The 12560-nt window shown below is 44.4% G+C and carries 12 protein-coding genes, 2 rRNA genes and 1 riboswitch; of the genes, 1 reads left to right on the forward strand and 13 read right to left on the reverse strand.

Annotation, left to right across the window (positions count from 1 at the left end; genetic code table 11):
• From L634_RS0126030 to L634_RS0126080, 11 genes are all read right to left on the reverse strand, one after another.
• Positions 1-239 (reverse strand): transposase (locus L634_RS0126030; RefSeq protein WP_026583600.1); only part of this gene is annotated, 239 nt, incomplete at its 3' end.
• Between the two features lie 154 nt (positions 240-393).
• Positions 394-1791 (reverse strand): amidophosphoribosyltransferase, encoded by a 1398-nt coding sequence (gene purF / locus L634_RS0126035; protein ID WP_026584945.1) that lies wholly within the window; start codon positions 1789-1791, stop codon positions 394-396.
• Entirely contained in the window at positions 1776-3992 is a 2217-nt protein-coding gene (purL, locus tag L634_RS0126040) for a phosphoribosylformylglycinamidine synthase subunit PurL (protein WP_026584946.1), read from the reverse strand. The genes purF and purL overlap by 16 nt, the downstream gene beginning before the upstream one ends.
• Positions 3976-4662, reverse strand: coding sequence for a phosphoribosylformylglycinamidine synthase subunit PurQ (purQ, locus tag L634_RS0126045; RefSeq protein WP_026584947.1), 687 nt, complete (start codon positions 4660-4662; stop codon positions 3976-3978). Before purQ ends, purL begins: the two co-directional genes overlap by 17 nt.
• The gene (gene purS / locus L634_RS0126050) at positions 4659-4913 is read right to left on the reverse strand and encodes a phosphoribosylformylglycinamidine synthase subunit PurS (RefSeq protein WP_026584948.1); all 255 of its coding nucleotides are present in this window, start codon (positions 4911-4913) and stop codon (positions 4659-4661) included. The genes purQ and purS overlap by 4 nt, the downstream gene beginning before the upstream one ends.
• Positions 4901-5626, reverse strand: coding sequence for a phosphoribosylaminoimidazolesuccinocarboxamide synthase (gene purC / locus L634_RS0126055; RefSeq protein ID WP_026584949.1), 726 nt, complete (start codon positions 5624-5626; stop codon positions 4901-4903). Before purC ends, purS begins: the two co-directional genes overlap by 13 nt.
• Positions 5627-5991: 365 nt before the next feature.
• Complete coding sequence (purB, locus tag L634_RS0126060; protein WP_026584950.1) at positions 5992-7284, reverse strand: adenylosuccinate lyase; 1293 nt, start codon at positions 7282-7284, stop codon at positions 5992-5994.
• A gap of 3 nt (positions 7285-7287) precedes the next feature.
• Entirely contained in the window at positions 7288-8442 is a 1155-nt protein-coding gene (gene purK, locus L634_RS0126065; RefSeq protein ID WP_232233849.1) for a 5-(carboxyamino)imidazole ribonucleotide synthase, read from the reverse strand.
• Positions 8429-8917 (reverse strand): 5-(carboxyamino)imidazole ribonucleotide mutase, encoded by a 489-nt coding sequence (gene purE / locus L634_RS0126070; RefSeq protein ID WP_026584952.1) that lies wholly within the window; start codon positions 8915-8917, stop codon positions 8429-8431. The genes purK and purE overlap by 14 nt, the downstream gene beginning before the upstream one ends.
• Positions 8918-9062: 145 nt before the next feature.
• A riboswitch (purine riboswitch) is annotated at positions 9063-9164 on the reverse strand.
• An 87-nt stretch (positions 9165-9251) separates the two neighbouring features.
• Positions 9252-9458 carry an NETI motif-containing protein gene (locus tag L634_RS0126075; protein ID WP_026584953.1) on the reverse strand — a complete coding sequence of 69 codons (207 nt, stop codon included), beginning with the start codon at positions 9456-9458 and terminating at the stop codon, positions 9252-9254.
• Positions 9455-9997 (reverse strand): DUF2179 domain-containing protein, encoded by a 543-nt coding sequence (locus L634_RS0126080; RefSeq protein ID WP_026584954.1) that lies wholly within the window; start codon positions 9995-9997, stop codon positions 9455-9457. The genes L634_RS0126075 and L634_RS0126080 overlap by 4 nt, the downstream gene beginning before the upstream one ends.
• A 264-nt stretch (positions 9998-10261) precedes the next feature.
• Here L634_RS0126080 and L634_RS0126085 point away from each other — a divergent pair, with 264 nt between their 5' ends.
• Positions 10262-11716, forward strand: coding sequence for an aldehyde dehydrogenase family protein (locus tag L634_RS0126085; RefSeq protein ID WP_026584955.1), 1455 nt, complete (start codon positions 10262-10264; stop codon positions 11714-11716).
• 513 nt (positions 11717-12229) lie between these two features.
• Here L634_RS0126085 and rrf read toward each other — a convergent pair.
• Positions 12230-12346: ribosomal RNA gene (gene rrf / locus L634_RS0126095) — 5S ribosomal RNA — on the reverse strand.
• A 79-nt stretch (positions 12347-12425) separates the two neighbouring features.
• Positions 12426-12560, reverse strand: a 23S ribosomal RNA gene (locus tag L634_RS0126100); the annotation flags it as partial.

Consider the following 12560-nt stretch of genomic DNA (forward strand, 5'->3'; position numbering starts at 1 on the left):
ACCTCTTGTTTCAAGTCTGTATTTTCTTTTTGAAGGTCCTTGTAGGGCTTTATTTCAGGGGACGTATTGCCACTCCCCACGAAACCCTTTTGACTCTTTTTCTTGTATGCATCAACCCAGTTCCTAATGGTTCCGACTGGAATATCTAGGTCTCTCGCTAATTGAGTTGCTTTTTTACCATCTTCTACGACCATTTGTGCAATCTGTATTTTGTATTCGAGATCAAAATGCTTCCCCATTTAGACACGTCCTTTAATTGTTCTTTGTTAATCATTATAACGAAAGTGTCAATTTACCGTGTCCGTTTTTTAGTCTAGCATCAATATTCATAGTTTATCGGCCAATTCTTCTTATTTAACGGCCAAACAGACAACTTTATCGGCCTAAATTCAGTTATACCTTCTCATAAGGGGGCACAGTGCTAGGATAAATCTCAGTCGGATATTGGCCTGTAAAGCATGCCAGGCATTGTCCATCTTTCCGGCCGATCGCCTGAACCATTCCTTCCACACTTAAAAAGGTTAGCGTATCAGCTCCAATAATCTCTCTTATTTCTTCAACGGAATGATTGCCCGCAATCAATTCTTCCTTAGTGGAAGTATCAATTCCATAGAAACAAGGATTTTGAATAGGAGGTGAGCTGATCAGCACATGGACTTCTGTTGCGCCTGCTTCCTTCAGCATGCTCACAATCCGTCTGCTTGTGGTTCCGCGTACGATCGAGTCGTCCACCATGATAACTCTCTTGCCTTCTACAACCCCGCGTACAGGAGACAATTTCATCTTTACGCCCTGTTCCCTTAAGGACTGGGAAGGCTGGATGAATGTCCGGCCTACATAACGGTTTTTAATTAGGCCCATTTCATACGGAATGCCAGAAGCTTCTGCATAACCGATGGCAACAGAGATACTGGAGTCTGGCACACCGGTAACAACATCCCCTTCAATCGGAGCCTCGAAAGCCAGCTGCTTCCCAAGGTTCTTTCGGGCAGTATGAACATTGATTCCATTGATATTGCTGTCCGGGCGGGAAAAATAAACATATTCCATCGTGCACATAGCGATATTGGATGCCACGGCAAACATTTCTGAACGGAAACCGTTATCGTCAATAATCAGGAGTTCGCCCGGCAAAATATCGCGGATAAATTCCGCACCAACAACATCAAAGGCACATGTTTCAGATGCCACTGCATAGGCATCGCCAATTTTTCCAAGTGACAGCGGCCTCATGCCATTTGGATCCAGCGCAACCATCAGCTCAGTTTCAGTCATGATAAGAAAAGCATAGGCGCCTTTAATCATGGATAGCGCGTTTTTGACACGGTCCTTCAAGGTAGAGAAGCCTGCCCGCTTAATTAAGTGTGCAAGTACCTCTGTATCCGAGCTTGTTTGAAAAATACTCCCCTGTCCTTCGAGCTGATGCTTTAAGGCGGTCGCATTTACCAAATTTCCGTTGTGGCAAAGCGCAAGGCCGCCGCTCTGGGAGTTGAACAGCAGGGGCTGGACATTTTCATATCCGCCACCGCCCGCAGTCGCATAGCGGACATGCCCGATTGCTGCTTTTCCTTGCAGCTCCTTTATTGCATCTGCTGTAAAAATCTCTGTCACAAGGCCCTCACCTTTAATGCCTTTTAGCTTCTTGCCGTCAGAGACAACCATCCCGGTGCCTTCCTGACCGCGGTGCTGCAGGCTATGAAGCCCGTAATACGTAAGCTGGGAGGCATCCTCATGCCCCCAGATTCCAAAAACCCCGCACTCTTCGTTCAATCCTCTTATTTCAGCAAGCATGGGATCGCTCCTTTCCAGGCTTGCTCCAGGATTTCAACCTGCTCGGCAAGCACTAGGCCCTCTTCATTAGAGATATATAGTACAGGCGCTTCCGTCACTTCACCGATAAGCTTTGCATCTACTAATCGCTCAAACGCTTCCTGATTTTCTTTTTTAACAGATAGCAAGAAGCGGGACTGCGATTCACTAAATAAAGCAGAAGTAGCATTTCCGGATACCTTAACATCCGCTCCAAGCCCTTTTGAACCAATTAAGCTTTCTGCAACCGCTACTGCCAAACCGCCTTCTGCCACATCATGCGCAGAGGCTATAAGCCCTGAACGGATGGCTTTTAAAATTTGTGCCTGTGCCTTTTCTTCTTTTTCCAAATCAAGCTCAGGCGCTTTTCCAAAGATCTTGCCGTATGTCATCTTCTGCAGCTCGCTGCCGCCAAACTCATCCTTCGTTTCTCCTACCAGATAAATTAGATCGCCTGCTGCTTTAAAAGATTGCGTTGTAACATGGTCAATATCTTCTACCAGTCCGACCATTCCAATAACAGGAGTCGGGTAAATAGCCGTTCCGTTTGTTTCATTGTATAAAGAGACGTTTCCGCCGATAACTGGTGTATTTAATGTGCGGCATGCTTCACTGATTCCGTCCGCCGCTTTTTCAATCTGCCAGAAGATTTCAGGCTTTTCCGGATTACCGAAGTTCAAGTTGTCCGTGATGGCTAAAGGTTCGCCGCCGGAGCAGACAATATTTCTGGCCGCTTCAGCAACAGCAATTTTTCCGCCTGTTTCAGGATCAAGATACATATAGCGGGAATTGCAGTCTGTTGTCATCGCCAATCCTTTGCGCGTACCGCGGATACGGATCACCGCAGCATCTGATCCGGGCGCTACAACTGTATTCGTGCGCACCATGTAATCGTATTGGTCATAAACCCATTCCTTGCTTGCAATGGTCGGCTGTTGTAGCAGCTGTACAAGTGTTTCTTTGTAATCTTCAACTGCCGGGATTTCATTTTCCAACGCCTGGAATTCGCGATAGTATTCCGGCTCGCTTGATGGCTTATGGTAAACCGGCGCATCCTCTGCTAGAGCGTCAACCGGCAGCTCTGCCACCACTTCTCCATTATGAATAAGGCGAAGCATTTTATCATCGGTTACCTTGCCGATCGCAACTGCTTCAAGGCCATACTTGGAGAATAAATCAACGATCTCCTGCTCCCGTCCCTTTTTGACGACGATCAGCATTCGCTCCTGGGATTCGGAAAGCATCATTTCATAAGCAGTCATGCCTGTTTCCCTTTGAGGAACCAGGTCGAGATTCATTTCAATACCAGATCCCGCCTTGCTCGCCATTTCCGCAGATGAGCTTGTCAGGCCGGCAGCTCCCATATCCTGAATGCCGACAAGGGCGTCAGACTGAACCAGTTCAAGGCATGCTTCCAGCAAAAGCTTTTCCATGAACGGATCGCCAACCTGGACTGCCGGTCGTTTTGCTTCGGATTGGTCTGTCAGTTCTTCTGAAGCAAAGGTAGCGCCATGGATTCCGTCACGGCCTGTTTTCGCGCCAACATACATTACTGTATTGCCGACACCGTGCGCTTGGCCTTTTTTTATATCCTTATGGTCGATTAAGCCGACACACATAGCGTTTACAAGCGGATTGCCTTCATAAGAGGAATCAAACTGCACTTCTCCTCCAACCGTTGGAATGCCGATACAGTTTCCATAGCCCGCAATACCTGCCACTACTTCTTTAAAAAGGTACCGAACACGAGGAGAATCCAATTCTCCAAAGCGTAAAGAGTTGAGGAGCGCAACCGGTCTTGCGCCCATTGAAAATACATCGCGGATAATCCCGCCGACACCTGTTGCAGCGCCCTGGTAAGGCTCAATTGCAGACGGGTGGTTGTGGCTTTCAATTTTAAAAACAACTGCTTGCCCATCGCCAATATCAACAATTCCAGCTCCTTCCCCTGGCCCTTGAAGTACTTTCTCTCCTGTTGTTGGGAACTTGCTTAATACGGGCTTGGAATTTTTATAGCTGCAATGCTCAGACCACATAACAGAAAACAAACCAATTTCAGTATAATTCGGCAAACGCCCGATAATCTTTTCAATCATCGCAAATTCTTCATCAGACAAACCCATTTCCTTGTATACCTTCTGTGCCTTTAATTCTTCCGGACTTGGCTTAAAGCTTAACGACATGTGCTTCCCTCCATTGTTTTACGATTGATTGAAAAAGTTTCAGGCCATCTGCTCCTCCTAAAAGCTCATCAACAGCTCTTTCAGGGTGCGGCATCATCCCGAGTACATTTCCTTTTTCATTCATGATGCCTGCGATGTTCTCCAGACTGCCATTTGGATTTGTTCCATTATAGGTAAAAACGATTTGGTTATTTTCCTTCAATTGCGCCAAAGTGGCTTCGTCACAATAGTAATTTCCTTCGCCGTGGGCGATTGGAATCTTGATTACTTCATCCTTTTTATACGCGGATGAAAACATGGTCTCGTTGTTTTCAACCTTTAACTCAACAGTACGGCAGATGAATTTCAGGCTATCATTTCTTCTCATTGCCCCTGGCAAAAGGCCAGCTTCAAGCAAAATTTGAAACCCGTTGCATACACCCAAAACCGGTTTGCCTGCCTCGGCCGCTTTTACTACCTCTTTCATAACATTGCTGAAGCGCGCCACTGCACCGGAACGCAGGTAATCACCGTATGAGAACCCGCCTGGAAGAAGGATTCCGTCATACTCATCCAAGCTCTCTGCGTCATGCCAGACATATTCGGCTTCCGCTCCAAGCTCATCCTTTACTGCATGGTACATATCGATGTCACAATTGGATCCTGGAAAAACGATGACTGCGAACTTCACTGGGCAACAGCCTCCTCAATTTCAAAGCGGTAATCTTCAATCACAACATTGGCCAAAAGGCGCTCGCACATTTCCTTCACAGCCTCTTCAACAGGGCGGTCACTCTTTTCAACCGTAAGCTCCATATACTTACCGATGCGTACATCAGACACTTCACTGTAGTTCATAGTGTGAAGAGAATTTTTTACAACTGTTCCTTGAGGGTCTAGTACACTTTCTCTTAATGTGACGAAAACTTTTACTTTGTACATACTGTTTGGCCTCCCAGTCTCGCTAAAATATTTTCATAGGCATCTGTCAAGTTCCCAAGATCTCTTCGGAAAACATCCTTATCCAGCTTTTCATTTGTTTCTATATCCCAAAGCCTGCACGTATCAGGCGAAATTTCATCGGCCAGCAAAATATGGCCTGATCCATCTTTTCCAAATTCAAGCTTGAAATCTACTAAATTAATTCCCAGCTCTTTAAAAAAGTCTCTTAAAATAGCATTTACATGAAGTGCCTTTTCTTTTAAAAGCGCTACTTCCTCAACATCAGCAAGCTTTAGCACTTCGATATGGTCTTCCGTTAAAATCGGATCGCCGAGTGCATCGTCTTTGTAATAAAACTCTACAATCGGCCGTGCCAAAGCTGTGCCTTCTTCAACTCCCAATCTCTTAGAAAAGCTCCCAGCTGCAAGATTGCGGACCACTGTTTCGAGTGGGATAATATCTACCTTTTTAACAAGCTGCTCCGTTTCGGAAACCTTCTTAATAAAATGTGAATCAATCCCCAGCTCCTGAAGCTTTGAAAATAACAAACTTGTAATCTCGTTATTTAAACGGCCTTTGCCATCAATGCTTGCTTTTTTCTCCCCGTTAAAGGCCGTTGCAGAATCTTTATACTCGATCCACACAATGTTATCATCGTTAGTTTTGTACACCTTCTTGGCTTTGCCTTCGTATAACAATGCTCCTTTTTCCATGGCGGAGAGCCTCCTTTTCGAAATGCGTAAGGTGCCTGGCCATCGGTGACAAGCTTAAGACGAGCCGTCGGGAAAGATACCCTTTGACGAATTGGCTTATGACCTTGGGCAGGTGGCACCTGCAGCTAGTTAATCAAATAAGAAAATTGAGAATTTTCCCGTTAAAATAGAGGTAAAGACTGCCCTTTACCTCTATTTTTTTAGAGCTTGCTGTTGATTTCCGCTCTAGGCCTTTGCTTTCCGCCAGGCGGGTCCGACATTTGTGCCTGCGGGGATGTCCCTTTGACACGCTCATCCCGCTGAAGTCTCGGGCCCCCGCTCCAAATAACGGGGCGCCAATCAACTTTGCTTATCGAAGACTTTTCTTACAAGCCTAAGCGCTCAAAAATTGTGTCCACATGCTTGATGTGGTAGTTATAATCGAAGCAGTCATCGATTTCAGCTTCAGTAAGCTTTGATGTAATCGTTTCGTCCTGGTCGATCAGACTGCGGAATTGGACCTGCTTTTCCCAGGCTTCCATTGCACGAGGCTGCACTGTGTCATATGCTTCCTCCCGCGTCATGCCTTTATCAATTAACGCCAGAAGTACACGCTGGGAATAGATAAGGCCAAGTGTGCGATCCATATTGCGTTTCATGTTTTCAGGGAAAACAGTCAGATTTTTAACGATATTGCCAAAGCGGTTAAGCATATAGTTCAATGCAATGGTTGCATCTGGAATAATGATTCTTTCAGCCGAAGAATGGGAGATATCGCGTTCATGCCATAATGAAACATTTTCATAGGCAGTCATCATATAGCCGCGGATCACTCTTGCCATTCCTGTCATATTCTCAGAACCGATCGGGTTGCGCTTGTGCGGCATGGCTGAAGACCCTTTTTGGCCTTTAGCAAAAAATTCCTCAACCTCACGTGTTTCACTCTTTTGAAGACCGCGAATTTCTGTTGCAAATTTTTCAATTGATGTTGCAACAAGCGCAATTGCTCCCATATAGTGGGCGTGACGATCACGCTGAAGTGTTTGGGTAGAAATCGGTGCAGGCTGCAGGCCAAGCTTTTCGCATACATATTTTTCAACGAATGGATCGATGTTCGCATACGTTCCAACAGCTCCGGAGATTTTCCCGAACTCTACTCCAGCAGCCGCATCCTTAAAACGCTCGAGATTCCGTTTCATTTCTTCATACCAAAGAGCAAGTTTTAAGCCAAATGTTGTTGGCTCTGCATGTACGCCATGCGTACGGCCCATCATAACCGTATGCTTATGCTCCTGGGCTTTATTTTTTAGGATTTCAACGAAGCGCTCGAGGTCTTTAAGAAGAATATCATTGGCCTGCTTGATTAAATAAGAAAGCGCCGTATCAACCACATCTGTTGATGTTAGCCCGTAATGAACCCATTTGCGCTCTTCGCCAAGCGTTTCGGATACAGCACGTGTAAAAGCTACAACATCATGTCTAGTTTCTTCTTCGATTTCTTTAATGCGATCAATATTGAAAGAAGCATTTTCACGGATTTTTTGGACATCTTCTTTCGGAATGTCGCCTAATTCCGCCCAAGCTTCACATGCAAGTATTTCAACCTCAAGCCAAGCCTGAAAGCGGTTCTCCTCTGTCCAAATAGCTCCCATTTCCGGTCTCGTATAACGTTCAATCATGTTTTATCCTCCGATCTTTTCCTTCACATCGGCCCAGATACCGCTCTTCTCCGCTTCCTCCAGCGCTTCCTCCACTGAATTCCGCAAAAGCGTCACATGGCCCATCTTGCGTTTATATTTGGCTTCCTTTTTACCGTACAAATGGATCTTCCAGTCATTCAGTTCAGGAATTTTCTCAAGCAAAGGCTCCTGATGCTCTCCTAGTATGTTTACCATAACAGCCGGTTTTAATAGCTCCGTACTGCCAAGAGGCCAATTGCATACCGCCCGGATATGCTGTTCAAACTGGGAGGTTTCACAAGCTTCAATCGAATAATGACCTGAATTGTGCGGACGCGGCGCTAGCTCATTTATGAAAATCTGCCCATCCTGTGTCAAAAACATTTCAACCGCAAGCGTACCGACAAGGCCCAACGCTTCTGCCACCTGATTGGCTGCCCTTATCGCCTTTTCCTCAGCAGCGTCTGTAATAATGGCCGGCACAAGAGTCTGATGCAAAATATTTTCTTTATGGATGTTTTCCCCTACAGGAAAAACGGCAGTTTCTCCTGAGATGTTCCGGCAGATGATTACAGAGATTTCTTTTTCAAAAGGAATCCATTTTTCGAGGACACATACTCCTTTTTCAAGAAGCTTTTCTGCATTCTTTAAATCCTGTTCGCTCTTGATGACCAGCTGCCCTTTTCCGTCATATCCGCCCCTGGAAGTCTTTAATACTGCCGGATAACCAAGCTTTTCTATATTATCATAAATGTCTTTTTCAGTAGTAATGACCGCATAAGGTGCCACCTCGCAGCCTGCATTTTGTATAGCGGCTTTTTCCTTTGTGCGATCCTGGGTAATCTCGAGCAGTTCACTTCCCTGTGGTACATACGCATGGGCACAGAGCCAGTCCAATGCTTCAGCATTGATATTTTCAAACTCATAGGTTACCACATCACTGGCTTCTGCCAGTTCTTTAATAGCCTCCAGGCTGTCATACTCCCCAATAATTTCAATATCTGCGATCTGCCCGCAAGGCGAGTTCTCAGTTGGATCCAATACAGCGATTCTAAAACCTTTGGCTTTTGCAGCAAGTGCCATCATTCTCCCAAGCTGTCCGCCGCCAATTATCCCAATCGTTTGCCCTGGCAAAATAGTTTTATTAAACAAGTTCATCACTGCTTTCCAAGACTTCCTGTTTTGTTTTTTCTCTTCTTTGTTCAAGGCGTTCTGCAATTTGCTTATCAAAGGCTCCTAGAATTTGGGCTGCCAGAAGTCCAGCATTCGTTGCTCCAGCCTTTCCAATTGCTACAGTTGCTACTGGCACTCCTCCAGGCATTTGGACAATTGATAATAACGAATCAAGCCCATTGAGTGCCTTTGATTGTACTGGCACCCCTATTACCGGCAGCGTTGTTTTCGCTGCTACCATTCCCGGCAGGTGGGCTGCTCCCCCTGCCCCGGCAATAATCACCTTAATGCCTCTATCTCTTGCCTGATTAGCATATTCAAACATAAGATCTGGAGTACGGTGAGCTGACACAACCTTCTTTTCAAAAGGGATTTCAAGCTCTTCCAGAATTCCGCAAGCGTGCTTCATTGTTTCCCAATCAGATTTGCTCCCCATTATGACCGCTGCTTGTGCCTGCATGTTTTTTCTCCTCCAAATCATTCAATATAAAAAACCCGGACAGACCCTTCCTCCTTATGAGAGAAAGTAATCTGTCCGGGCAAAATTTAACCATAATAAAAGGAATATACCTAATTGCAGCAGGAACTACTCCTTTATCACGCCGGGCATATCAGCTTTCCCTCATAGTCCGGCAATTTACGGTTGCCGGGTAGAAACTTATGGGCCCTATTCCCATTATTATACGAGGGGTTATTCACGTTTTATTAACTACCACCATATTAACAACCTGCTTGATACTATGTCAACCTAAAAATCGAACGATAATAAAAGTCAGACAATTAATGTTCGTGTTTTACTCCGAAACCTTTTTAGCTTCGAAAACTATTTGCCTGCCGGCCGGTTCATATTCCACTTTGCCGCCCTTTTTAACCTCTTTAAAAATTGGCTTTTCTGTCCTTCTTACCGGCATATATCCAGCCTTTTGAATACGTGCAAGGCACTCGTCAATGGTTTCATTTTCCTGAACTTCAAATACTTCTTTGCTTTTGCCTTTGCTCATTGGGATAACTTTCCTTTCTTAACCGATTTCACCCAGAAGCCGCCATGAATGGTCTTTGGCTCATATGCGATAATGAATGCCTTAGGATCCAGCTCTTTAATCGTTTGATAAAGCTTCAGTTCATATTTTCTCGGCGTCAAAATCTGCAGAGCCATCCTGTCGCCTTCCAAGCCATTTGCTGCCCAGTTTGTCACACCGTATCCTTTATCTCTTAAGGCCTTTGGCAAATCCCTGTCATACTCCTTTGTTATTACATTTACCGTAATATAGCCAAGCGCCAGCTTCTCTTCGATTTTCATCCCTACAATAACCCCGACGCCATATCCTACTGCATAGGCAATTAAATTCTGTATCTCATTAAGGTTATCTAATACAAGCCCTAAACCAATGACATAAATAACAACTTCTATCGTACTTATAAAGGCTGCAAGATAACGCTGTCCTTTCAGTGTTAAGATCATCCTTATTGTAAAAAAGGATACATATACAATATTAATGATTAATATTATGGCAACCATTATAAAACTGTTTTCAAGCATTGCAAATTCCTCCTTTAAGGGTCAATTAAGGATCCACTAAACCACTCTTTCCCCATTAAATTCCTATTTTACAAGAGAACTCAGGGTTTGATAACTATTTTTCGAAAATCGGCAGCATTTTTGTTAGGTTATCCTTTTTAATGAAGAATGAACCAGCCTCGATTCTTCGTAACCCAATTAACAAATATTATAAGGTTTAGCTCCTGCCTGCGAAAGGAATAGTTTTAACATACTAGTTAAAATAGCAGCTAAGGAGTGACATATATGAATAAATACCAGGATTTAAATAAGCAATATATAAACGGTGAATGGCGGGACGGAACCGGCAAAACTGTTTACCGGGACACCAATCCTTTCAACGAAGAAACACTTGCAGAGTTCAAAATGGCAGGTCTAGAAGATATAAACGAAGCTTATGTATCAGCCCGGCAGGCACAAAAAGCGTGGAGTGAAACAAACCCTTTTGAACGTTCAACCATTATGGAAAATGCCGTGCGCATTATGAACGAACGGCGCGAAGAACTCGTTGAGCTATTAATATTGGAGTCAGGTTCTTCCCATTTAAAAGCGAATGTTGAGGTTGATTTTTGCATTGCCATTACCCGAGAAGCAGCCTCTTTTCCACTTAGGATGAAAGGAACTATGGTGCCTTCACTCGTTCCTGGAAAAGAGAACAGGGTTTACCGTAAACCCTTAGGAGTTGTAGGCGTTATCGGGCCTTTTAACTTCCCCATGTATCTTGCAATGCGTTCTGTTGCACCTGCCCTGGCAGCAGGAAATGGGGTTGTTCTTAAACCGGATGAAAAAACGGCAATGACTGGCGGGACCATTATTGCCAAAATATTTGAAGAGGCCGGCATCCCTGAAGGTGTTTTGAATGTTACTGTAGCTGAAATTGGGGAAATCGGCGATTCATTTGTCGAACACCCAATCCCGCGTATGATCTCTTTCACAGGATCTACTGGTGTTGGCCGCCACATCGGAGAGCTTTGCGGCAGGAATATTAAAAAATCTGTCTTGGAACTTGGCGGTAATAATGCACTTATCGTTCTTGAAGACGCCGATATTCAAAGAGCTGTTAATGCGGCTGCGTTCGGCAAATACATGCACAACGGCCAAATCTGCATGTCACTAAACAGGATCATTGTCCACCGCAACGTATATGATGAGTTTGTAAAACGTTTTGTTGATAAAGCGGAGAGCATTAAAGCAGGAGATCCGCGCGACAAAGATACCTTAATTGGCCCATTAATCAATCGTACCGCGATTGACAGGCTCCTTAGCCAAATCGAAGAAGCCCGGCAGCAGGGAGCAGAAGTAGTGCTTGAAGGAAAAGTGGACGGCAATGTTATGAGCCCTGTTATTTTAAAAGGAACAAATGATGTTGCCACAGCAAAGAACGAGATGTTTGGGCCTGTGGTGACAATCATTCCTGCAGAAAGTGAAGAAGAGGCAATCCGCATCGCAAATGACACACCATATGGCCTAAGCGGCTCTGTTCACACCCGATCTGTAGAAAAAGGCGTCGAAATCGCTAAGAAAATGGAAACAGGGATGGTCCATGTAAATGACCAAAGTGTGAACGACGAGCCCCTAGTGGCATTTGGAGGCGAAAAAGATTCGGGTCTCGGACGATTCGGAGGCGAGTGGTCACTAGAAGAATTCACAACACTGCAGTGGATTTCCACACAAAACAAACCTAGGGAATATCCATTTTAATAACTGAGAAAGGAGCGCACTGGATGGCCGGTGCGTTTTTTTGAACTGGTCCAACTTCTTAATATCTAATTAAAAACTAATTATGTACATATTTTTTCTGCATGTAATCAGTTTTATCTAGCACATTCTGGGGTTTATCTAGCATATTTATGGTTTTATCCAACATATTTATGAATTTATCTAGCAACATTTTAAATTTACCTTACATTTGGAATAATTTAGTAATACCTTTTAGGAAAAGATCTTTGAGAAGAACACGATTGATTCATAAAACGGACAGTAGAATAGGGAGTGGTGCATAAAATATAAAAGTGACGCATAAGTGAACGAAAATAAGTCATAAATTTTATAAGTGGTGCATATTTTCGCCAAAGACAAGCAAAAAATTCAAAAAGGTTTAACCCGTAAACTCACTAGAAATAGATTCCACCTATCTAAGGTATTTTCATCAAAAAAATAACCTTTTTTATGTTAAAAATAAAAAAGAGCACCTATACAGGTACTCTTTCATTCGCCCGGCAGCGTCCTACTCTCACAGGGGGACAGCCCCCAACTACCATCGGCGCTGAGAAGCTTAACTTCCGTGTTCGGCATGGGAACGGGTGTGACCTTCTCGCTATCGCCACCAGACTATTTGGTTTGAAGAAAGGTCNTTCCTTCAAAACTAGATAATGNATGAAGAAGTGTTTGCCGAGTATTCACCAATAACTAGGTTAAGTCCTCGATCGATTAGTATCAGTCAGCTCCACGTGTCGCCACGCTTCCACCTCTGACCTATCAACCTGATCATCTTTCAGGGATCTTACTAGCTTGACGCTATGGGAAATCTCATCTCGAGGGGGGC

It is taken from the genome of Bacillus sp. J33, from assembly GCF_000518885.1.
Taxonomy (GTDB): domain Bacteria; phylum Bacillota; class Bacilli; order Bacillales; family Cytobacillaceae; genus Cytobacillus.